This window comes from Lactobacillus sp. IBH004 (genome assembly GCF_026185255.2).
Taxonomy (GTDB): domain Bacteria; phylum Bacillota; class Bacilli; order Lactobacillales; family Lactobacillaceae; genus Lactobacillus; species Lactobacillus melliventris.
Map to the genome: position 1 here is coordinate 946,876 of NZ_CP110217.2, position 24,240 is coordinate 971,115.

At 35.5% G+C, this 24,240-nt stretch carries 18 protein-coding genes; 8 read left to right on the top strand and 10 right to left on the bottom strand.

Annotated features, from left to right (window positions below):
- Positions 1–15 precede the first annotated feature (15 nt).
- A complete protein-coding gene (gene hslU / locus LDX54_RS04810; RefSeq protein ID WP_265666737.1) occupies positions 16–1,425 on the top strand; it encodes an ATP-dependent protease ATPase subunit HslU in 1,410 nt (469 codons plus the stop codon).
- Between the two features lie 18 nt (positions 1,426–1,443).
- Positions 1,444–2,334 carry an aldose 1-epimerase family protein gene (locus tag LDX54_RS04815; protein ID WP_198202466.1) on the top strand — a complete coding sequence of 297 codons (891 nt, stop codon included), beginning with the start codon at positions 1,444–1,446 and terminating at the stop codon, positions 2,332–2,334.
- A gap of 155 nt (positions 2,335–2,489) precedes the next feature.
- Here the strand turns inward: LDX54_RS04815 and plsY are convergent, their stop codons facing one another.
- On the bottom strand, positions 2,490–3,125 hold the full coding sequence (plsY, locus tag LDX54_RS04820; RefSeq protein ID WP_046324815.1) for a glycerol-3-phosphate 1-O-acyltransferase PlsY: 636 nt from the start codon (positions 3,123–3,125) through the stop codon (positions 2,490–2,492).
- 95 nt (positions 3,126–3,220) lie between these two features.
- Here plsY and parE point away from each other — a divergent pair, with 95 nt between their 5' ends.
- The 4 genes from parE to LDX54_RS04840 all read left to right on the top strand — a co-directional run bounded on the left by parE (position 3,221) and on the right by LDX54_RS04840 (position 9,782).
- The gene (parE, locus tag LDX54_RS04825) at positions 3,221–5,179 is read left to right on the top strand and encodes a DNA topoisomerase IV subunit B (RefSeq protein WP_265666736.1); all 1,959 of its coding nucleotides are present in this window, start codon (positions 3,221–3,223) and stop codon (positions 5,177–5,179) included.
- A 16-nt stretch (positions 5,180–5,195) separates the two neighbouring features.
- Positions 5,196–7,649, top strand: a complete 2,454-nt coding sequence (parC, locus tag LDX54_RS04830) for a DNA topoisomerase IV subunit A (protein WP_265666735.1) — start codon at positions 5,196–5,198, stop codon at positions 7,647–7,649.
- Positions 7,650–7,788: 139 nt separating this feature from the next.
- Positions 7,789–8,724 carry a LysR family transcriptional regulator gene (locus tag LDX54_RS04835; protein WP_265666734.1) on the top strand — a complete coding sequence of 312 codons (936 nt, stop codon included), beginning with the start codon at positions 7,789–7,791 and terminating at the stop codon, positions 8,722–8,724.
- Between the two features lie 128 nt (positions 8,725–8,852).
- Positions 8,853–9,782, top strand: a complete 930-nt coding sequence (locus LDX54_RS04840) for a manganese-dependent inorganic pyrophosphatase (RefSeq protein ID WP_046324819.1) — start codon at positions 8,853–8,855, stop codon at positions 9,780–9,782.
- Positions 9,783–9,823: 41 nt separating this feature from the next.
- Here the strand turns inward: LDX54_RS04840 and LDX54_RS04845 are convergent, their stop codons facing one another.
- The gene (locus LDX54_RS04845; protein WP_034979176.1) at positions 9,824–10,183 is read right to left on the bottom strand and encodes a helix-turn-helix transcriptional regulator; all 360 of its coding nucleotides are present in this window, start codon (positions 10,181–10,183) and stop codon (positions 9,824–9,826) included.
- A 1,514-nt stretch (positions 10,184–11,697) separates the two neighbouring features.
- On the opposite strand from LDX54_RS04845, the gene xerS reads away from it, so the two are divergent.
- Positions 11,698–12,783, top strand: coding sequence for a tyrosine recombinase XerS (xerS, locus tag LDX54_RS04850; RefSeq protein WP_265666733.1), 1,086 nt, complete (start codon positions 11,698–11,700; stop codon positions 12,781–12,783).
- A gap of 21 nt (positions 12,784–12,804) precedes the next feature.
- Here the strand turns inward: xerS and LDX54_RS04855 are convergent, their stop codons facing one another.
- The 3 genes from LDX54_RS04855 to LDX54_RS04865 all read right to left on the bottom strand — a co-directional run bounded on the left by LDX54_RS04855 (position 12,805) and on the right by LDX54_RS04865 (position 14,857).
- A complete protein-coding gene (locus LDX54_RS04855) occupies positions 12,805–13,440 on the bottom strand; it encodes an NUDIX hydrolase N-terminal domain-containing protein (protein ID WP_265666732.1) in 636 nt (211 codons plus the stop codon).
- Between the two features lie 48 nt (positions 13,441–13,488).
- A complete protein-coding gene (locus LDX54_RS04860; RefSeq protein WP_265666731.1) occupies positions 13,489–14,367 on the bottom strand; it encodes a DegV family protein in 879 nt (292 codons plus the stop codon).
- An 88-nt stretch (positions 14,368–14,455) separates the two neighbouring features.
- A complete protein-coding gene (locus LDX54_RS04865) occupies positions 14,456–14,857 on the bottom strand; it encodes a MarR family transcriptional regulator (protein WP_265666730.1) in 402 nt (133 codons plus the stop codon).
- A 338-nt stretch (positions 14,858–15,195) separates the two neighbouring features.
- On the opposite strand from LDX54_RS04865, the gene LDX54_RS04870 reads away from it, so the two are divergent.
- Positions 15,196–16,884, top strand: a complete 1,689-nt coding sequence (locus tag LDX54_RS04870; RefSeq protein ID WP_265666729.1) for an NFACT RNA binding domain-containing protein — start codon at positions 15,196–15,198, stop codon at positions 16,882–16,884.
- Positions 16,885–16,915: 31 nt separating this feature from the next.
- Here the strand turns inward: LDX54_RS04870 and LDX54_RS04875 are convergent, their stop codons facing one another.
- The 5 genes from LDX54_RS04875 to LDX54_RS04895 are packed head-to-tail and all read right to left on the bottom strand — an operon-like array spanning position 16,916 to position 24,205.
- Positions 16,916–20,092 (bottom strand): carbamoyl phosphate synthase large subunit, encoded by a 3,177-nt coding sequence (locus LDX54_RS04875; RefSeq protein WP_265666728.1) that lies wholly within the window; start codon positions 20,090–20,092, stop codon positions 16,916–16,918.
- Positions 20,093–20,094: 2 nt separating this feature from the next.
- Entirely contained in the window at positions 20,095–21,150 is a 1,056-nt protein-coding gene (locus tag LDX54_RS04880; RefSeq protein ID WP_265666727.1) for a carbamoyl phosphate synthase small subunit, read from the bottom strand.
- A complete protein-coding gene (locus tag LDX54_RS04885) occupies positions 21,151–22,062 on the bottom strand; it encodes an RluA family pseudouridine synthase (RefSeq protein ID WP_265666726.1) in 912 nt (303 codons plus the stop codon).
- Entirely contained in the window at positions 22,052–22,519 is a 468-nt protein-coding gene (gene lspA / locus LDX54_RS04890) for a signal peptidase II (RefSeq protein WP_265666725.1), read from the bottom strand. The genes LDX54_RS04885 and lspA overlap by 11 nt, the downstream gene beginning before the upstream one ends.
- A gap of 9 nt (positions 22,520–22,528) precedes the next feature.
- Positions 22,529–24,205 carry a formate--tetrahydrofolate ligase gene (locus tag LDX54_RS04895; RefSeq protein ID WP_174794456.1) on the bottom strand — a complete coding sequence of 559 codons (1,677 nt, stop codon included), beginning with the start codon at positions 24,203–24,205 and terminating at the stop codon, positions 22,529–22,531.
- Positions 24,206–24,240: the final 35 nt, after the last annotated feature.

The following is a 24,240-nucleotide window of genomic DNA, read 5'->3' on the forward strand; positions in this document are numbered from 1 at the left end:
CGGAGCGTAAAAAATATGGAAACCAAAACACCTAAACAAATAGTTAACTTACTTAATGAATATATAATCGGACAGGATGAGGCCAAGAAGGCTGTTGCTGTTGCTTTGTATAATCGTTATCGCAGAATGCAACTGCCAAAGAAAATGCAGGAGGATATTACTCCTAAGAATTTGTTAATGGCTGGCCCTACTGGTGTTGGTAAAACAGAAATTGCTAGAAGGCTAGCCGCAATTGTCAATGCTCCGTTTGTTAAGGTAGAAGCGACTAAATTTACTGAAGTTGGCTATGTGGGTCGTGATGTGGAATCGATGGTCCGCGATTTGGTCAATGAAGCGGTTCGTATGGAAGAAAAGGATCAATTTGATCGCGTTCGCCCTCAGGCAGCTAAAGAAGCCAATAAAATTTTAGTGCGCTTGCTTGTGCCCGGAATTAAACGTGACAAACGCAAGAATCAAATGCAGGAATGGCAAGACATGATGTCGATGATTATGGCGGCTGGTCAAAACAATGACCAGAATTCACCAGCAGATCAGGAAGAAATAACAGATGATATTCGCAATGAGAGATTGACTGTTTCAGAACAGTTGAATAAAGGTCTGCTTGAAAAGCGTGAGGTTACAATCGAAGTTGAGCAGGCACCAAAGGTTAACCCGATGGGTGACATGATGGGGCAAATGGGAATTGATATGAGCTCAATGCTCAATGATTTAGTACCTAAGAAGAAAATCAAACGAACTCTCCTTGTCAAAGATGCCCGGGAAGTTTTAATTCAGCAAGAATCCCGTAAAATGGTTGATTATGATTCCTTATATCAAAAGGCAATTGAACGAACGGCAAATAATGGGATCATTTTTATTGATGAAATTGATAAGATTACAGCTGGCAACCAGAAAACTTCCGGTGAAGTATCGCGTGAAGGAGTACAAAGAGATATTTTGCCAATTGTTGAAGGTTCAACAGTTCAAACTAAATATGGCCCGGTAACTACAGACCATATTCTCTTCATTGCAGCTGGCGCTTTTTCAGAGTCCAAGCCGAGTGACCTTATCCCTGAATTACAAGGACGTTTCCCAATTAGAGTGGAACTTAATGCCTTGTCAAAGGATGACTTCGTTAAAATACTTAAGGACCCAGAGGACTCATTATTAGAGCAATATGTAGCATTGATGAAAGCCGATGGGATTAAGTTAGTCTTTACACAAGAAGCAGTTGAGCGAATTGCACAAATTGCTTACGATGTTAACCAGGGAACAGATAATATTGGTGCCAGACGGTTGTCAACAATTCTTGAGAAGTTGCTGGAAGATGTCTTATACGAAGGCCCGGACATGACAATGGGAGAAATTACCGTAACTGAAGCATATGTTAATGAAAAACTTAGTGATATAATAACAAATAAAGATCTAACTAAGTTCATTCTTTAACAAAGGTGATGATTAAACATGAATTACACTATCAAAAATAGCATTCTTAAAGTTGAAATCGCTAGTAAAGGTGCTGAAGTGCAAAGTGTAAAAAGTTTACATAGTGGATATGAGTATATTTGGCAGGCAGATCCTCAAGTCTGGAATCGGCATGCACCTGTTCTTTTTCCAATAGTCGGCAGACTAAAAAATGACGAATATACTTACCAAGGGAAAACCTATCATTTAACTCAACATGGTTTCGCCCGTGATTTAGAGTTTCAAGTGGTGCGTCATACAGATGAAAGCATTACATTTTTGCTGACTGACTCTGAAGAGACCAGGAAGGTTTATCCGTTCAAGTTTGAACTACGAGTGAATTACAATTTACTCAATAATCTCTTAGAAGAAAACTTCTCTGTTGTTAACAAAACGGATAGCGAAATGATCTTTGGTATTGGTGGTCACCCTGGATTCAATATTCCTACAAGTAATACCTTATCTAAGGAAGATTTTTACTTTAGTACCAAACCTTCTCGTGCGCGTGTTCATATCCCTTTGAAAGGCGCATTTCTAGATTGGCCTAATCGGTCGTTGGCTTCTACTAATAGCTTAATTACTCTTAGTGATCATCTATTTAAAAATGACGCGCTGATTTTTCAAATGCGCGGCCACGATAATAGGATATCTTTAAAAACTGATGCTAATAATTTTCATGTAAATGTTTGGTTGCGAGATGCACCTTTTGTGGGTGTGTGGTCACAATACCCGACAACTGCAGATTATGTCTGTATTGAACCGTGGTGGGGGATAGCAGACCGCTTTGATACCAACCAAAAGCTGGAAGAGAAGTATGGTATGAACCATCTGGAAGCGGGAGAAACTTTTACTGCTGGTTTTAGCATGGCTTTTCATGACCAAGACGAATAAATTTTGAGTTCAAGATAATAGACGCAAAAAAGGAAGTACCAGGCTTCCTTTTTTTATATCACCAAAATAAAAATTAAATATTGCGAACAAGTGTTCATACATCTATAATATAATAGCTAGCTGTTGAGGCTAGGCCGTATTTATTTGCTATGCAATTATAGTTTGTGGTGCTTTTTCTTATACCAATACCACAAGCCAAAGGGAATAATATTTTCTTGGTGCTGCAATAAGCGTTTAATATTGCTTCTGTGACGAATAAACAAGATAATCATGATGCAGCCAACAATGATTTCCAAAAAAACATCATGAAAAAAGAAAGTTGCAATAAATATCAGAACCACAGCAATCAGGCTTGAAAGGCTGACATAAGACGTGATAAAAACTAATGGTAGAAAAATAAGAGCGCAAATGCCAAAGAACTTGAGATTATAACCTAAGAAGAGGCCGGCACTGGTTGCTACAGCTTTACCGCCCTTAAATTTGAGAAAAATAGAGAATGTATGTCCTAAGATCGCCAGACCACCCGAAATTAATAGGATATATTTGGGCACATTAAGATGAAATATCCTTGGCAAGTTGGTAGCAAGTGTTCCTTTTAAAACGTCAACGATGAGAACCACACTGCCGGCAAATGGTCCGAAGACGCGAAAAGAGTTGGTGGTACCGATATTGCCGGAGCCATAGTTTCTAATATCTTCAGCAAAAAAGATTTTACCGACGATCACGCCTGTAGGAAAAGACCCTATTAAATATGCTAGAATAAATATCAGAATTAAATTTAAATTTATCATTTTTATCCCACTCTCTTAAAGTCTAATGCTATTTTAGCAGAGATTATTGCGTTTGCGGGCTAAATAATAAATGATTTTTAACTGGAGGAGTCTATTTGGTTAAAACAAATAAAAAAATAAATTCTTATGATGACTCATCAATTCAGATTCTTCATGGTCTGGAGGCCGTGCGTAAACGGCCGGGAATGTACATTGGGTCGACTGATGTGCATGGCTTAAACCAGCTAGTCTACGAAATTGTAGATAACTCGGTTGATGAAGCGATGGCCGGATTCGGTAACGAAATTGACGTGACGATTCATAAAGATAACAGTGTGACGGTTCGTGACTTTGGCCGGGGTATGCCTACTGGAATGCATAAATCGGGTAAGCCCACTATCGAAGTCATCTTAACCGTTTTACATGCTGGGGGTAAGTTTACCGAGCAAAACTACAAAACTTCAGGTGGACTTCATGGGGTTGGATCCTCTGTGGTTAATGCTCTTTCCAGTTATATGGACGTGAAAGTTGTGCGAGAAGGCACTGCTTATGAAGAAGAGTTCAAAGATGGTGGTCATCCAGTTGGAACTTTAAAATGTTTGGGTAAAACTAAAGAGCCGACAGGCACTACCATTACTTTTAAACCTGATGAGAAAATTTTTTCAACAATCAGATATAAGTATGAAACTATTCAAGAGCGCATCAGAGAGTCTGCTTTTCTGTTAAAGGGCGTACGCTTTGTTTTAACTGACGAACGTGAACCCGAACATCATGATGACTTTAAATATGATGATGGCATTAAAGCTTTTGTCTCATATCTCAATGAGGGCAAAGATTCTTTAAGCGATGTTTTTTATTTTTCCGGAAAACGAGATGAAATTGAAGTTGAGTTTAGCGGTCAATACAGTGACAGCTACTCAGAAAATCTGGTTTCTTTTGTTAATAATGTGCGCACTTCAGACGGTGGTACTCATGAAGTAGGAGCTCGTAGTGGCTTTACGCGTGCTTTTAACGATTATGCCAAGAAACAAGGCTTGTTAGGGAAAAAAGATAAAAATATTGACGGGTCGGATTATCGTGAGGGCTTAAGCGCGGTTTTATCAGTTAAGATCCCAGAAGAGCTATTGGAGTTTGAAGGGCAGACTAAAGGTAAATTAGGCACTCCGCAAGCAAGATCTGTAGTTGATGCGATTGTCTATGAAAAAATGTCTTACTACCTAATGGAAAAAGGTGAGCTGGCTCAAGAGCTGGTAAAAAAGGCGCAAAGAGCAAGGGATGCTCGTGAAGCTGCCAAAAAAGCGCGCAATGAAAGTCGAAATGGTAAAAAACGGCGCAAAAAAGAAGTGCTTTCAGGTAAGTTAACTCCAGCACAATCACGCAACCCCAAAAAGAACGAATTATTTTTGGTTGAGGGTGACTCAGCTGGTGGTTCCGCAAAACAAGGTAGAGACCGTAAGTTCCAGGCTATCTTGCCTTTACGTGGTAAAGTTTTGAATACCCAAAAGGCCAAGCTCCAAGATATCTTTAAGAATGAAGAGATTAACACTATGATCTACACTATCGGCGCCGGAGTCGGAACCGAATTTAACGTGGAAGATTCCAATTACGATAAGGTAATTATCATGACGGACGCCGATGATGATGGTGCCCATATTCAGATTTTGTTGTTAACCTTTTTCTACCGTTATATGAGGCCAATGATTGAACATGGTAAAGTTTATATTGCTCTGCCGCCTCTTTATCGTCTGCAAAAAGGTCGTGGTAAAAAGGCCCAAGTGCAATATTCCTGGACCGATGAAGAGCTTGCTGCCGCTGAAAAGAAAATGGGTCGCGGTTATACTTTACAGCGATTTAAGGGACTGGGAGAAATGAATGCCGAGCAATTATGGCAAACAACTATGGATCCGGAAACCAGACTGCTTATTCGTGTCAAAATCGATGATGCTGCTTTGGCAGAACGGCGCGTTACCACATTAATGGGAGATAAGGCTGGAGCCAGACGAAAATGGATTGAAGAAAATGTTAAGTTTAGATTAGGCGATAACACTTCAATTTTAGAAGAAGAAAATGAATAAAAGAGGTTTTTAATTAATGGCTACAAAAGAACGAATTCGTGAAATGCCGCTTGAGCAGGTCATGGGTGAACGTTTTGGAAGATATTCCAAATACATTATTCAGGAACGGGCCTTACCGGATATTCGTGACGGGCTAAAACCCGTGCAAAGAAGAATCCTTTATGCCATGTTCCAGGATAACAATACTTACGACAAACCATTTAAAAAAGCAGCTAAAGCTGTGGGTAATATTATGGGTAATTTTCACCCTCATGGTGACAGTTCAATTTATGGAGCTTTAGTCCACCTCTCACAAGATTGGAAAATGCGTGAGCCATTAATTGAAATGCATGGTAATAACGGCTCAATGGACGGGGATGGCCCCGCAGCTATGCGTTATACTGAATCTCGTTTGAGTAAAATATCTAACATGTTACTGCAGGATATTGATAAAAATACAGTCAATATGGTCCTGAATTTTGACGATACCGAGTATGAGCCCACCGTTTTACCGGTACGTTTTCCCAATTTACTAGTTAATGGTTCTACCGGTATTTCAGCAGGTTACGCCACGGAAATACCACCACATAATTTAACCGAAGTAATTGATGCCACTATCTATTTGTTAAAAAATCCTAATGCTACTCTTGCCGATCTGATGCAATTTGTCAAAGGTCCTGATTTTCCAACTGGTGCCATCGTTCTGGGTGAAAAGGGCTTGCGTGAAGCTTATGAAACAGGACGTGGCCGTATTCAGGTAAGAGCTAAATCTTCTATTCAAGAAATAAGAGGGCACCGTGAGGAAATTGTAATTACGGAAATTCCTTTTGCTGTTAATAAAGCCCTGTTAGTTAAAAAAATGGATGAGATTCGGCTTAACAGAGAAATTGATGGTATAGCTGAGGTTCGGGATGAAACTGACCGTCATGGTTTGTCAATTGTAGTCGAATTGAAAAAGGGCGCCGATGCACAAAATATTTTAAATTATCTCTTTAAAAATACTGAACTGCAGGTTTCCTATAATTTCAATATGGTTGCGATTGATCACATGACGCCAATGCAGGTTGGTTTAAAGCATATCTTGTCTTCATACTTAGAACATGAAAAAGAAGTAGTTACCAAAAGAACTAAGTATGATTTAAATAAAGCTGAAGAACGTCTGGAAATTATCCAGGGCTTGATTCATGCCATGGACATTTTAGATCAAGTTATCAAAGTCATTCGGGCATCAAAGAATAAGACCGAAGCTAAGAAAAATTTGTCTAATGAATTTGAATTTTCAGCTCGACAAGCAGAAGCAATTGTTTCTTTGCAACTATATAGACTTACTAATACCGATGTAGATGCTTTAGTTAAAGAGCAAACGGAATTAAGTGAAAAGATAGCCCGTTTTAAGGAGCTTTTATCTAATAACAAAACTTTGGAAAAGGAAATAGTTAAAGAACTATCACTTGTTAAAAAAGAATTTGGTAATCCAAGAAGGACCGAAATTTCTTCTGCAAATGCTAAGATCCAAATTGATGAAAAAGCTCTAGTAGCCGATGAACAAGTACGTGTGTTGATAAGTCGCGATGGCTACTTGAAAAGATCTTCTATTCGTTCCTGGCAGTCGAGTGATGATGAGGATAACGGCTTACCAAGCGGGGATGATGTAGTATTTGAAAAAACAGTATCTACTTTAACCAATTTATATCTTTTTACCAGTCGGGGAAATGTCATTTACCGTCCGGTAAATGAACTAGTTGAGGCAAAGTGGAAGGAAACTGGCCAACATTTGTCTCAAGAAATTGGTTTAAATGAGGATGAAAACATTATTCGTGTATTTGACTTTGACAATTTAAACCAAAATGTCAACTTTTTACTTGCTACCAACGATGGCTATATCAAACAATTACAATTAAGTAATTTGCAGCCTACAAGAACTTATCGTTCACGAGCAATTACAGCGGTAAAAATGAAAAAACCAGACAGTATGGTCGTCCGCGTTGATTTAGTTAAGAGTAACAGTAATGACGAAATAATTTTATTTACTCATAATGCATATGCTATTCGCTATAATTTGGCAGAAATTCCAGAATCTGGTGCCAAATCGTTTGGAGTAAAGTCTGTCAATCTGAAGCCTGCGGACTATGTCATTTCATATATCTTAATAAATCCTGACTATCTTGACCTGGTTCATGTTGGAATCATTACACAAAGGGGGGCATTTAAACAATTTAAAGCTGATTTAGTAAATAAAGTATCACGGGCTAAACGAGGAGTACTTGTATTAAGAGAACTTAAAACTAAACCTCACCGCATTGTTGCAGTTACGTCTTATGGGCAAGACCATACTCTGATTGTAACCACTAAGAGTAAGAGGCACATAAAGATCTTAACTAGTGCTTATCCGTTAGGTGATAGATATTCGAATGGTTCATTTGTGATTGATACTACTAGTGACGGGGAGCCAGTTAATATAAAACTAAGTAGGCCATTAAGCAATAATTAATTTTAGTTTATTTAATGATATCAATAAATTGTGAAAGTGCTTTATTTAATTACAATAATACTTTGACACAAAGGGGTTTTTGATTGATAATAGCATATATATAGAGCCATATTATTGTTAAGATAGAAGGAATAATTTTATGCCTAAAACAGATACAATACTCTCAACCAAGTCCTTACATTATTTTTTGCAATTAATTGATACTATGAATTATACCCAGGCAGCCCAGATCCTGGGCATTACTCAACCGGCTTTAACTCAACAAATTAAGAAAATCGAGCATGCAATTGGAACACCGTTATTTGGGCAGATGGGCAAAAAGCTTTACCTAACGGAAGCGGGTAAGCAATTGCAAACTGGAGCGATTCAATTGCTTGGAACCATTAATTCTGTGGTTAGTGATATTCAAGAATTTACTCAGGCTGATAAGGGTAATATTGCAATCGGTGTTTTAGAAAGTGTTGATTCTGATCTTCTCAGACGGTTTTTGATTGAGTTTAACCAAAAGTTTCCGAATATAACTATTAGTGTCTCTTATTTTAACCGGAAAGATCTTTGGTATAATCTTGATAATAATTTAATTGATTTAGGGTTGCTTTATGTTCCTGAAACTGCTAAGAAAAGTCAATCCAATATTCAGAATCAGTATGAACGAATGAAAGTCACACAAGAGAGATTGACAATTTTGACACACAATTCTAAATTTAAGGCAAAAAAGGCATACCCAGTTTCCAAATTCTTAGGAAAAAATTGGGTACTTTATCCGGATAGTTTTTACTTAACTCAATTGTTAAAAGATAAATTAGGCTCTAAATTAAATGCTAAAAACGGGTTAAATGTTCCTTTAACCTTTACTTCAACCAAGCAAATGGTTGATACAGCGCAGGAAACTGATTATGAGACAGTTGTAGGTGAATCATATTATCAGCTCCACCAAGACGAAATTGATTTAACACCAGTATTTTTAAAAGGTGTTCCCAAATTTACAACATCAATTATTTATCGCAAGGGTAAGAAAGAAGTTCCTCGGATTGAAAACTTTTTAGCCGAATTTAAAAAGTTTTTGCAAGCATAATTCTTCATACATGTGCTAAGACATAATAAATTATTTAAACTAAAATTTACATTTTACTGGGAAGAAAAGGTTTTATTAGGTAAACTAGAAGATAAGTAAAAAATTTAAAAGAAACAGGGGAAAGTTAAATGGAAAAAGAATTAGTTTTTGGTCATCAAAATCCAGATACAGATGCCATAGGAACTGCAATTGCTTATTCATATTTGCAAAATAAATTAGGCTACAATACAGAAGCGGTTGCTTTAGGTGAGCCTAACGATGAGACAGCCTTTGCGTTAAAGAAATTTGGTTTTGAAGCACCAAGAGTTATTAAAACAGCTGCTAATGAAGTGCAGAAGGTAATGCTAGTCGATCATAATGAACCGCAGCAAAGCGTTTCCGATATTGATAAAGTAACTGTAACTCATGTGGTTGACCATCATAGAATTATGAATTTTAATACAAGTATGCCTCTGTTTTATCTTGCAGAACCTGTAGGTTGCACCAGTACGATTATGTTTGGACTGTACAAGCATTTTAAGGTGGAAATTCCCCAAAATATTGCTGGAATTATGCTCTCTGCAATAATATCAGACACATTATTGCTAAAATCGCCAACTACTACTGAGAGAGATAAAAAGGCCGTTCAAGAACTTGCAGAAATTGCTAATGTGGATTACCAAAAATATGGTTTGGAAGAATTGAAGGCTGGTACTAATATAGCAAGTAAATCGGAAGAAGAATTAATTGATTTAGATGCTAAATCATTTGATTTGAACGGTAAGAACGTTCGGGTTGCTCAAATCAATGTAGTTGACTTACCAGAGGCTTTGGAACGTAAAGAGGCTTTCTTAAAGACAATGAGCGATTCAGCAAAATCTGAAGGCTACGATTTATTCATGCTGCTTATAACTAATGTACTTGACTCAGATTCAACTGCATTAGTTATAGGTTCAGATGAGGCTTTGGCTTCATTTGAAAAGGCATTTGGTGAGGTTAAGGATTCTGAAATTAGCTTGCCAGGTGTTGTTTCAAGAAAGAAACAGGTTGTGCCACCTTTAACTGAAGCTTTTAAGTAATTTAAAAAACACGAAATAGAGAAAATCTATTTCGTGTTTTTTTAATCTTTGTTAATTTCCTTAGCCAAAATGATGAATGATTTGCATACTCTTTCAGCTTTGTCAGGTGACATTTTTCTAAGTTCATTAAGAACCTTCTTAATAAATACTGGAGTATTATCTTGATGATTTTCAACTTTAACTTCTTTAAAGCGATAGGCATTCATAATAATATCTGGTGTAGTTGTATTTAAGGCTCTGGCAATGGAGTCAAGCTTTTGAATACTAATATTCTGGTTTTTGGTACGCTCAAGACGGGAAATAAAATTGACCGATAAATCGCTTAATTCAGCGAGATCCTCCTGGGTTAATTTCTGTTCACGTCGCCTGCGACATATTTCTTTTCCTAAATTTATACTCATGGAATAAATTCAACCCTTTCAAAAAAATAAATCCATATTCTATAATAACAGATTAATTATAGAATTAAACATTAAAATAAAAAAATAATGAATAAAACACTTGCTTTTAGCAAAATTAAACTCAAACTAAATGTTTTAAACTATACCCCACATAGTATTGTAAGCTATTTTTTGAGAAAATAAAATAAAAAAGCACCAATTAATAACCTTAAAGTGAAAAAGGAAAGAGTGGCAAATATTATATCAAAGACTGCTTTCGCTTGCCAGGTCTGCGAGTAGAAAGGCGCTTGTTTAAAAAAGAGAACAACTAATTGGGTTTATATATTTATAAAGCCTAGAAAGCGCTTTTATTTATATTTTTCCATATTTATTCTAGTTATTTTGAATATAGAAATTAATGACGTATAGTTTAACTATTTTTTGGGGTAGTATTTTATATCTGTTCGCATAATTCTTATATTGTAAATTAAAACTGAAATTTCTATCTAAATCATAAAAATACACTGTTAGTCTTTATCAGAAAACTTTTAGCAACTTTTGAATATCAAGTAATTTTTGCTTGAGTTCAAGCGGGTGATTTAGGTTTGATATATTTCATCATACTGCAGTAGTAATATACAACTTCGTATAATATATATTATGTAAAGTTATATTAAAAATTCAGGATAGAGGGTTAATCAACAAAATACATTGGTTAAAATATTTATGCTGACACAAGTATTTAGAGTCTTTTAAAATTCAAAAGCCGCTTAACTGATCATTTAATAGCAATTAATTATCTCAGTAGTAATTTAAATTTTTCTTACATAGACAGATTTCCATCTTTGAATTCACAAAATTTAATATAGAAACAACTAGTTCTAAATCGTAAAAGTTTATGTATTTATTAAGTGGCAAATCATCATAAGTGTGAATCGTTAATGTAAGTGGTAAGTTTAGTGTCTTTTTAATTGGTATAAAGAAAGTGTGCGATTTACTGGAAATAGTAATTTGGTGTTACATTTATTTTATTGCTTTCATTAAAATTATAGTTTTAATGAAAGCAAATAAAGGAAATATTGCAGTCAAAATTTTCTTTATATCAGGCTCTATGGCTCACACAAAGTTAGCAATTAGCGCGTAAGTTTTTAAACGAGATATTTTAAATTGTTGCTTTAAATATGTTAATGTATAGCTTAAAAATAAAGCTGTTTCCCCTCTTTTAAAGTACGCTGCAGCTAGCTCCAATTACATGGTTTTCTCTCCTAATGCTCTATAATTTTGATCTGAATACTCTATTTATAGCAATTAATTATCAGGCTTAAACAACTAAATAATATTTATCAAATCACCCTCTTAATTTCTAGCAAAATAAATCGCAGTTCAATAATCTGTGCGATAAATGTACTTGAGCGACTATCTGTTTGATTTTTCCCCTTTCTTTAAGGTAACCAAGAATAAAAAAGACAAACATACATTCTGATTTTGCTTTATAATAGAATACATAATTATTTCAGTCAGGAGAATTTTGCTACGTGGAAACAAAAAGATACTTAGATCTAATCGATGATGAATTGAAAAAAATGCCGGATTTTGTCAAAGATTATAACTTTGGTACCAGTCATTCTTTAGCTACATCCTATCAATATTTAACAGAAATCAGACGTTTCTTTGACTGGCTGCGCCAAGAAGGCATTTCACAGGCTAAAAATAATCAAAAAATTGAAACCGAAACTTTGGCCAAACTGCAGCGTAATGACATTATGCTTTATATTAACTATTTGGGTCACGTCAAAAATAAGCAGGGTAATCTTAACTCCCCCACTACTATCAATCGTTCCATAAATGCGTTAAGGTCCTTATTTAAGTTTTTAACCATAACCGCTGATAATATTAATGGTCAGCCATATTTTGAACGAAATGTAATGCTTAAAATTGATTCCCTCAATAATACAGAAACGCTGAACTACCGTGCACATGTCCTTGAATCACACATGTATACCGGCAAATTAAAATACCAGTTTCTAGACTTTATTGCTACTAAATACGAACTTCAATGCAATAAACATGCTCTACCGGGTTTTAAAGTTAATAAAGAACGTGATATGGCAATTATTGCATTAATTTTGGGAACAGGGATAAGGGTCTCAGAATGTGCTGGAATTGATGTTTCTGACATTAATTTTAGAAAGGCTACGTTGGACGTAACACGTAAAGGTGGTCAAAGAGACAGCGTTCCAATTGCCGAATGGACAATAATTTATGTCAAAGGATATAAAAAGATTCGCCAGGAACGCTATTCAGCCTCAAAAAAAGATGCAGCATTTTTTCTTACACGGTGGCACAATAAAACAAGAAGAATTACTGCCAGTGCAATTGAAAAGATGGTTAATAAATATTCAGCTGCCTTTGGACATCCACTTACCCCTCATAAATTGCGCCATACTGTGGCTTCTGAATTATATGATGTGACTAAAGACCAGGTTTTGGTTGCCCAGCAGCTGGGACAAAAAGGAACTTCTGCAACTGATTTATATACTCACGTCGATCAAAAAAAGCAAAGAGCTGCCTTAAATGAGATTACTGAAGCTGATAAAAACAATAGTAAAAAGCAAGCATAATAATAGTGCTTGCTTTTTTGGTTATTCGAATCTTGTCTGCCAATTTGAACTTTGATTAGCCTCAAAGCACATTTTTATTTCTGCTAAAGAGTTTCGTGGTACTGACAAAGGTGGCAGATTATCAAAGTCAAAGAATGAGCATTTTTCAGTTTCAGTATTATTGACAAACTTTCCTCCTAAATCTCTGCAGAGAAAAATAACATTGCATACATTGATAGCGCGTTCAACTCGTTTATTATCATGAATGTTAGTTGAATGGTTATTTATGGCAATGATTTGCTCAACCGCGATCTTATGACCAGACTCCTCTTCTGCCTCCTTTATACAATTTGCTTTAACCGTCATATTTGGTTCACACCACCCGCCTGGCATTGACCATAAATTGTCGGTAGACTCTTTCACCAGCAAAATTTTTTGGTTATTAAAAATTGCTGCTCTGGTAGATACTTTAGGTGTCTGATAACCGTCATCACTACTAAATAACCCCTTAATCACATCAATCGGCTCACCAGTTTTAGCAGCCATCATCTTTGTGGCAATTTCTCTTATCTGCTGGTATCTTTCTCTATCAAAACGATCGTGGCCGTATTCAATGCCATCTTGAGCAATACTTTGTAGTTCTATTGCCCACCTTGATAGTTGGTCTAATTTTTTCATAAAAAGCCCCAATTTCTTAGCAAAAGAGCAACCTCTCAAAGGTTGCTCTTACTTTGTTAAATCAATTTTATCAATATCTATCATCCAGCCAATGGCAAAAGATTTTTCTCCCAAATGCGTTGCAATAACCGGACTAAACTTAGTTATTGAAATATTTTGCTTGGGAAATTTCTCCTTTAAAAAGTCCTCTGCTTCTTCAGCTTGACTTTTATCATTAGAATCAATGATAAAAAGTTTAATTTGGTCTTTATAAGGCAACTTATCAATCTTTTCCACTGTCAAGCTCTTAATTTTGATAAAAGCTCGTTTCATTGATCGAATCTTATCAAATGCCACAATATCACCATCTTTAAAAGTAAGCAGTGGCTTGATGTTCAGCATGGATCCGATAAAAGCAGTGGCATTGCTTAAACGTCCCCCACGACTCAGATTTTTTAAATCGTTGACGACAAAAATCTCATCTATGGTTGATTTGATTTTATCTAATTTTGCCAGAATGGTATCAAGGTCAAGACCATTCTTTATCATTCTGGCTGCAGCTAAAACCAAATTTCCCTGCAGACGAACTGTCATCCTTGAATCTATAGCATGTAGATTATATTTGGGATTGTTTTCAGATATATTACAAAGTGTCTGATAAAAACCTGAAATTCCGCTTGAAAGTGTAATTGCGATAATAGCTTCATACCCTTCGTCATGTAAGCGATCAAAAAGACGAATTAAATCACCACTACTTGGCTGAGAAGTCTTAGGAAAATCAGCTCCCTCTCTTTGCATTTTAAAAAGCTGATCAGAAGTAATATCAACATTTTCTAAGTACTCTTTTTGACCTATGATTATGGGAATAGATATAACAATAATATTGTTTTTTTCCGCCTCTTGTTTTGTTATGGCGCTAGTACTATCAGTAACTAAAGCAATCTTCATCTAACTTACCTTTCGCTTTTGTCTGTACAACATACGAGAATTATAGCATAAAAAAATAAGTGTTTCGACCATCAACTAGTAGAACAAATTATTTTTCACTTCTTTGTAATAACTCACTGAAGATGCGGTTAAAAGTTGCTACTTCTTGTTTGCTAAGACCTTGCAACAAGGCTTCTTCTATCTCATTTAATACTTGTTTTAATTGGATAATTTTTTGAAGTCCTGTTTCATTTAACAAAACAATTTTGCTTGAATCTTTCTCAGATCTTTTAACTGTAATAAAACTAACTGTTTTCTTCTGCTGTAATTGTCTACTCAATGTAGATAACGAAATTTTTAAATTGTCAGCTAAATCTCCCATTTTTAAAGCTGTATTGTTATTTTGATCGAAATATAGCAAAATTCTAGTTTGTGATAAATTTAAGCCACATTTTCTATTTATTTCGTTTTTTATATTTCCCGCAATTGTGCTAAAAGATAAAACATCCATTTAACTACCTTTTCTGATAAAAACCAAAATAACTTATAAGCATGTATTTAAAAAGTCCATATGTTTTCCCAAAGAAAATTAGTTTGTGAAACAATTGGGTTACCTGTATAGTAATATTAATTACTATTATTTTTTGCTTATAAATATTTATATTGATAACTTTAAATCTATATTACCAGTATATCAGTTTTTTGCAATAGCTGCTTTAAAAAGTAGATTTATAATTAATATATGATTACTAGTACTCTTTTTTAAGATTTAATCATAAAATCTGCCTAAAGCGAATACAAATTGTTTAATAATTGATATAATAGTAAGCGTGTTTTGAGGTGATAATTATGGCTTTTGACGGCTTATTCATACATAGTCTTTTAAATAGTGTTAAGCCAAAAATAATCAATGGTCGGCTTTCAAAAATATACCAACCATTTGAACAAGATTTAGTATTAACTTTTAGAAAAGAGCGCAAAAATATTCAGTTGTTACTATCGGCAAATGCGCAATACCCTCGGTTTTACATAACTAGCCAGACTATTGCCAATCCTGATAAGGCTCCTACTTTTGTCATGGTACTGCGCAAATATTTGGAAGGTTCAGTATTGCAATCAATTGAACAGCTGGGTGTGGACCGCATAGTAAATTTCAATTTTAGTAATCGTAATGAGCTGGGAGATCAAGTTCAGTTAGTTTTATCTTTAGAATTAATGGGACGACATAGTAATGTCATACTTTATGATCAAAAAAGTGGACATATAATCGATTTGCTTAAACGGATTAATCCAGATGAAAACAGAGTGCGGCTGCTTTTACCTAAAGCAAAATATGAATTACCGCCCTTAATATCTGGAATAAACGGCTTTGAAATAACAGAAAAAGAGTTTAGAGAAAAAACTATGCATTCTGATCCAGTAGATTTTGCCAGTCAAATTGGTGGCCTGGATCGTGACGATCGTCAGGAGCTCACTGGTTATTTGGAAGATGATTTTTCTTATTCGTCCTTTAAAACTTTTATGGATCAATTTAATAAAAAAGGTGCTTTTATATTAAAAACGCCAAAAAATAAACGTAAGATTTTTCCCTACCTACCCTACCATCTTAACCTGACAAAAGAAAGTGCTGATCCGGATATTAATCATGCTTTAGATGAGTTTTACGAGTATCAGTCAAATCAAGATTGGGTACGGCAAAAGTCAGCTCAAATTGAGCGGCTAATCAAAAATGAGTACAAAAAATTAACCAAAAAAATTGTTAAGCTCAAAAAGCAGCTAGAACAGGCAGAAAATTCTGAAGGATACAGGATACAAGGAGAAATACTTAACGCAAATTTATCGCAAGTTAAGCCAGGGATGGCAGAGGTTTCTTTGCCAAATTATTATGATAATAATCGCCCACTAAAAATTAAACTTGATGTTGCCCTTTCTCCGGCCCGTAATGCGCAGAAATATTTCACTAAATATAAAAAATTACGTGATTCTATTAAACACGTTAAAGAGCAAATATCTATTGCTCAGGATAACTTAGATTATTTTGATTCTGTTCAAACCGCAATTGATAATGCTGAACCGCAAGATATCGATCAAATTACTGAAGAGTTAATGAACCAGGGATATTTGAAGAAGCCCCAAAAACCAAAACGGAAAAAGAAAATTACCGAAAAAAATTTGAATAAATTTCGTATATCTTCGGGTAAAACTGTTTTAGTTGGCAAGAATAATTTGCAAAATGACTGGTTAACTTTAAAAAAGGCCAATAAAACTGATATTTGGTTTCATGTTAAAAATATTCCGGGCTCACACGTGATTTTGCAATCAGCTGAGGCGACAGATGAGGACATTCGAGAAACAGCTGAAATTGCCGCATATTTCTCTAAAGCTAAAAATTCTGCGCACGTACAAGTCGATTATGTTCAAGATAAACGTGTCAAAAAACCAAATGGAGCAAAACCAGGCTTTGTAATTTATACTGGTCAAAATTCAATTGAAGTAACCCCTGAAAAAACCAGGGTATTATCGAAGAGAATAAATTAGAAAACGAGGATGAAGAAATCATCCTCGCTTTTTAAATCGGCTGAGTGGTTAATGATAAAGACTCTAAAACACTTAAAATAAGTTCAGTAGTTTCGATACTTGAAAACACTGGTATGTTCTGATTCAAAGCCTCATCGCGTATTCTAGTTGCATCATCACTAGCGGAATCAGATAAATTTGTAATATTTATTACCATATCAATCTTATGCTGGCGAATCTTGTCTAATAAGCTGCGAGAGCCATGACTAATTTTTGACACTATTCCAGTTGTAATACCGGCTTCTGCCAGTTCATTAGCCGTGCCCTCGGTTGCAATTATTTTAAAGCCTAACCGATAAAATCTTTGAGCCAATTCTGTAACTTTTTTCTTATCTTCGTCGCGCACCGATATAAAAATTATTCCATAATTTGGTATTTTTAAACCACTAGCTTCATACCCTTTGTATAAGGCCTTTGCGAGTTCCGTATCCCTGCCCATAACAGAACCAGAAGACTTCATTTTAGAATCGAACGTATTTTCGCTTTGATAATTAATATAAGAAAAGACTGGCATTTTAACAAATATAAAGCTATTTGAACGCCATAATCCACTTTTGTATCCTAATTCAGGCAAAGACTTTCCGATTAAAACTTCTGTCGCACATTTGGTAATATCCTTACCAAGAGCCTTGGAAAGAAAAGCAATATTATGGCCGGCATAAGGCTTAATTTGTAATAAATATACTTTCTTATCAACAATTAAGAAATGTAAAGTAAAAATACCACGCATATTGATACGCTTAACTAGTGCAATAGTAAATTCAGTTAATAATTTCTTGGCCGTTTTGGATAAGTTTTGTGGTTTAAAAACAGCTATTGAATCTGACGCATGTGAACCTGTTTGTTCCAAGTGCTCAATGATACCTGGAAGGGTTACATTTTTTCCATCTGAAATGGCAGTTATCTCATATTTATTTCCCTCAATAAAATGAGATAAGCTTACCTTAGAAAGCTGATTTTCTTTTAAATGTTTTTTTAAGGCTGGTAAATCATAAACGACAGCCGATTTTTGCTTTACTCCCAAATTATTAAAACCACCAATTAAAATTGGAAATCCGTGTTCTTTAATGAACTTCTGAGCAGCACTTTTATTAACAGTCGTTAGGAGTTTGTTTTGACTTAAATTTTTTACTGGTTTATTTAACGCCTGTTTTATGCGATCTTTAGGATTAACATCCTTGTTACCTAAAATATTCAGACCGTTTTCGATAAGTTTCTTACGCAGAGCATTCATTTCTTTACCAGAAAATTGTATTAAAACATCTTTGATTTTTTCTTTCTTGGCAATTTGAAGAATACTTTCAACTGTAATTGGCTCAAAATAAACTTTAGCTACTCTCTTGTAGCTAATAGCAACTGATTCATCGTTATTTGAAAGTAAAATAATGTCATAATTATTATTATGTAAAGTATCAATTGCATGACTTATCATGTAGTCGAATTCACTCGTAACTGACACTTGTGATGGCAGCATTCCAATTATTAAAACCTTTTTAGAGGCAGTCAAAACTCGGCTTTCGTCCTGAACTCCAAATGAACCATAATATGCTTTAACTAATGGCTTAATGGTTCCCGCAGTGCCATCAATTTGCTGGAAGGCGGGTTTTAAACGTATTTTTACAAGTCTTTTTTCAATTGCATCCACACTGATCATAGATAAGTTAGCAATTAAAAGATTACGAAACCCCCTCTTTTTGGCTTCAATTAATAATTCATTGGTTAAGTGCTCATTTACTAATTTATGACCAATTTCAACTATATGAAACAGCTTTTGGAAATATACTGGATGAATATGAACAATTTCATGTAATTCTTGATAACTAAAACCTTTTGCAATTGCAGCGAGTAGCTTAAGTAAATGTAACTCATCAGGTTGTTTTAGATCAGAAATAATTTCTGATTTATCCTTAGCTTTTTCCGCCTGCAAAACGCTTAGTGACATTTTTATATTTACTGTTGAAGCCAGACCTTTTAAAAAAGCAGATTCAAAATTTGTACCTAAACCAATAGCTTCTCCACTCGCCTGCATTATGCTGCCTAATTTGTAATGATTGCTACCAGATTGCGTTAATGACCAAAATGGCATCCTAATGGCTACTTTGTCTAAGGTTGGTTCGATTGCAGCATTAAGTCCTGATAACGGATCTTTAATTTCATCTAAACGATAACCAAGTGCAATTTTACAAACAATATAACCCAAACTATACAGTCCTATCCTCTTAGACCAAATAGCACTACGCGTTAGTCTGGGTTTTATCGATAAAACTTTGACAGCAAATTTAGTACCTTCGTGTTTAACGGCGAAATGTATATTAAGAATTCCTACTATTTGCAGACTATCTGCTATTTTTTTGGCAATTGTCCGAATCCTTTGTACTTGGTCATTGTTAAGGGTCAAGGCTGGCATTACAGCCGCCGAATCACCGGCATTAATAGCTACAGACTCAATAGTATCTGCTAGATTAGTAAAAAGTGTATTCCCTGAGCCATCACGAATAATATTGGCAATTATTTCGTCCCAAGAAGATAAGTCTTCTGCTAAGTGATAATTGCCAAACGAAAAATTTTCCAGTCGTTTTTCTTTTTGTAAATATTCGTTTAAATCAGCAATATTATTAAAAATAATTTTTTGGTTAAGCGCTGAATCATTTTGTTTGATAAGCATCACAGGAAAGTGAACGGACTCTTCCAGTTGTTTTTGCAAATTAATTGCATCGAAATCAGTTAGATTCCAATATTTGCTGGCCTCAATCTGATTTTCTGTCAGAAAAGCGTTCATTTTTTGATGATTGTCAATTGCCAAAGTGCGTTTGTTTAAAGTTAACAAGCGCACTCCCATTTGACTCAGAATGCCATCTTGAACAAGTTCCCGGGTAACTTTTAAACCAGTTGTAGAGCCGTAAGCAGAGATAATGGCATTTGGTTCTTCCATGCGAATTATTCTTTTGAGAAATTCCAAGGTCATTGGTTCAAGATATACGGTTAAGCCGGGTTTTTTATCAGTAGAAATAGTTGCAGGGTTAGGATTGACTAAAACAACTTGAATATCTTCTTCAAAAAGTGCATTAATAGCGTCTTCAACTAATAAATCAGTTTCGGATACTTTACCGACTAAAGTTGGACCTGATCCGATGATTAATACTTTATCTAAATCATTATCTAAAGGCATGTTTACACCATCATCTTTACAAAGTTATCAAAAATGGGAAGAGCATCTAGACTTCCTGGTGCTCCTTCGGCATTGAAAGCTGTACCAATTACCTTATTGGTTTTATTGCTGTAACCGGCAAGTAATTCACTGTGAAGATCGTAAAATTCTCTTTCCATTTTGAATTGAATGCTGTTTGGCAGAACCAGTTGATCAATATTCATAGCCACTTGCCAAATCTTGTTTGTATTTTGATCAATTACAGGGTAATTAATACCATTATATGGTTGTGGTAAGTCGACAAGTTCAAAATTCAAAAAATCGCTTAATGTTAAAAACCCTAAGCCAATTCCCCAAATTGGAATTTGACCATAAAATGCTGAGAGAATTGGTTCTAGGTCTGGCATCAATTCATTTGGCCTGCCAGGCCCTCCCGAGATGATAATTCCTTGCGGTCGCAAATTTTCAATATCGGGCACAGCAACATTATATGGTAAAACTGTAGCATTAACCTTTCTTAAAGATAATTCTCTAAGCATGGAATGCTTTAAACCAAGATCAATTATAGCTACAGTTTTCCCTACATTAGGTACTGCATAGGCATTCTTAGTAGAAACAGCTGCAGATTTGTTTTTGGGCAATACCAAGGCTTTAATTTGGTCAAAAGCGTGTTCATCATTTGTGTCCATAATCGACGCTTTGATTGTTTTCTCCTTATTCAAAAGATGAACTAAGGCTCTGGTATCGACATTAAAAATTGCTGGTATATTTTTTTCTTTTAAAAAAGAAGCTAAATCCTGAAAGTTGCCACTTTCGGAAATATTTTGTGCAACATCATTGGCAATTATTCCTTTTACTGTCGGATTAATGCTTTCATAGTCAATAGCATTAATACCGTTGCCACCAATCATTGGGGCAGTAAATACGAGAATTTTACCTGTATTGGTTGGGTCAGTCAGTGCTTCTTGATAACCAAAATTACCCGTTTGAATTGCTAACTCACCGGTAGAAATTATTGAAGCTCCTAATCCTTCTCCTGGAAAAGATTGACCATTTTCCAGAATCAAATATCGTTTCATTTAATCACTTTTTTCTCTCAATTCAGTCAGTCTTTGCAAAAAAATTCGTGGAGGTTTTACTGCAAATTCGAGCCATTTACCAGTTGTTGGCTGTCTGAACCCTAATACTTGAGCATGCAAAAATTGACCATTTCCCTTTAAGGTATGATGCGGTCCGTATAATGGGTCCCCTGCAACAGGATGTCCAATATAAGCAAGGTGTACCCTGATTTGATGAGTCCGACCTGTTTCAAGTTGACATCTGAGTAAACTGTAATTTTGAAATTGTTCAAGAACAGTAAAATGTGTAATGGCTTCTTTGCCGTTTGCTACTACAGCCATTTTTTTACGATTATAATGATCGCGTCCAATTGGAGCTTCTATTGTTCCTTGTTTTTCAGAAAAATTGCCGTGTACTATTGCTAAATACAGTCTTTTATTAGTTTTTGTGGCCAATTGTTCTTCTAAACTTTCACGCCCCAAAGCATTTTTGGCCACCATTAATAAACCAGATGTATCCTTGTCAATGCGATGGACAATGCCCGGACGAAATCCTTCAGGGCTTTTAGCCAGATTTTTCGTATGAAATAATAATGCATTAACGAGTGTGTGATCTGGGTGTCCAGCAGCTGGATGGACTACCATACCCTGTGGCTTGTTAACTACTATAACGTCTTGATCTTCATAAACTATGTCTAATGGAATATCTTCTGGGACTAAAGCCAGTGGCTTTAATTTTGGAACAATAACCGTAATTAAGTCATTTTTTTGAACCTTATAGGACGACTTAACTATTTTTTGGTTAACCAGGATATTTTGATCATGGAGCAATTCCTGAATTCGCGAACGAGATAAAGAAGGAATTGCGTTTGCCAGCACTTTGTCTATTCTGCCCTTTTCATCATGGATAACAAGCTGGTATTTATTTAGCATCGTTTTTTTCGCTTTCGTCAAAAAAGAGTAGATAAATAAATACCAATATTATGCCAATTGTAATGGCAGAGTCAGCAATATTAAAAATATTGAAGTGAATAAAGTCAACTTGAATCATATCAATAACATACTTTAAATGAATACGGTCAATTAAATTGCCAATAATTCCGCCTAAAACCAGTGCTACACCAGAATCAAAAAGCTTACTATGAAAATTGTTTCGTAACAGGTAATATAAACAAATTACGATAGCGATAATACTAATCAGGTAAAAAAGTCCCATTTGACCGGGCAAAATATTCCAAGCAGCTCCGTCATTTTGTACATAAGTAAATGAAAAAACGTGGGGAATAATCTGCTGCGTTTCTCCCAGCTGGTAATTACCGGCAATAAAGGATTTCAACCCCTGATCAAGAAGTACAATAAATAATGAAATAATTAAATATAAGAATTGCATTGATACTTTTTAAAATAAGCCGCTAATTTTACCATTATTGTCAACGTCAATATCTAATGCTGCTGGGTGTTTAGGTAATCCTGGCATATCTAAAACATGTCCAGTGGTGATAACAATAAATCCAGCTCCATTTTTCAGACTTGCGCCCTTCACGTGCAAAGTAAAATCTGTTGGTGCTCCTAATAGTTTTTGATTATCAGTAAATGAGTACTGTGTCTTGGCAATAATGACTGGCAGCCTATCCTTCCCCATTTTCTCAAGTTCATGAATATCATTTTCGGCTTTTTCAGTATATTCTACTTTAGCTGCATGATAAATTTTTTGTGCTATTTTAGCAATTTTAGTTTTTACCTTATCATCTTTTTGATAAGTGGGTACTAGCTTGCCTGCTGCTGAATTTGCTAAATCAAGGACAGCTTTCGCAGCTTCTATTCCGCCCTTTGAGCCCTGTTCATGATAATCAACGACAACAGAATCAATTCCTTCTTCTTTGATCAATTGCTGTAAAAGCGAAAGTTCATTTTCGCTGTCAGTTGCAAAATGATTAATTAAAACAATCACAGGAATACCATAATTACGCATATTGTTCATATGTCTCTTAAGATTTGCAAAACCGCTACGTAAAGCAGACAGATTTTCTTTACTTAAGTTTTCAGTAGTACCTTCTGCTTGATATTTTAAGGCACGTACGGTCGCCACGACCACGCTGGCATCAGGCTTTTTATCCAAATGCTCAGATACAAAGTCCATGAATTTTTGACCACCTAAGTCGCTGCCGAATCCTGCTTCAGTTAAAACATAATCACTTAAATGCAATGCTAAATTAGTTGCCATAACGGTATTGGCACCATGGGCAATATTGGCAAAAGGTCCACCGTGTACAAGAGCGGGTGTATGTTCAATTGTTTGCACTAGATTTGGCTTTAAGGCGTTAGAAAGCAAGGCTGCAATTGCACCCTCAAATCCCAAATCCTTGACATACACAGGCTTATCATCTTTAGTGTAGCCCACGAGCATTAGACCAATTCTCTTTTTTAAATCATTAATGTCGGTAGCCAAACACAAAATGGCCATTAGTTCATTGGCAACTGTGATTGCAAAACTGGATTTGTGCTCAATTCCGTTGAACTTTGAACCTTGTCCTACAGTAATATTTCTTAAACTGCGATCATTTACGTCAATTCCTCGTTTCAAGAGAATCCGGTCAGGATCTAGTCCAAGTTCATTTCCCTGATAAATGTAGTTGTCTACTAAGGCTGCCAAAGTGTCAATAGCAGCTGTCAAGGCATGCATATCTCCCGTAAAATGGAGGTTAATGTCTTCCATTGGAATTACCTGGGCTTGTCCACCACCAGTTGCTCCGCCTTTTAAGCCAAAAACTGGGCCCATTGAAGGTTCGCGCAAGGCAATCATCGTTTTCTGGTGTAATTGATTGTTAATGGCATCTCCCAGACCAATAGTCATTGTTGATTTACCTTCTCCAGCTGGAGTTGGAGAAATTGAAGTAACCAGAATCAGTTTACCAAGGTGCTTGTTCGCCAGTGTCTTTTTAATTGCCTGCCAATTGATCTTGGCCTTATCATTGCCATATGGCTCAATATCTGTACTGCTTAAGCCAACCTTAGCAGCAATTTCGTTAATGGGTAATGCGTGTGCTTCTTGTGCAATTTGAATATCTGATTTCATTGCGCATGCCTCTTTCTGTATATAAATTTAATAAC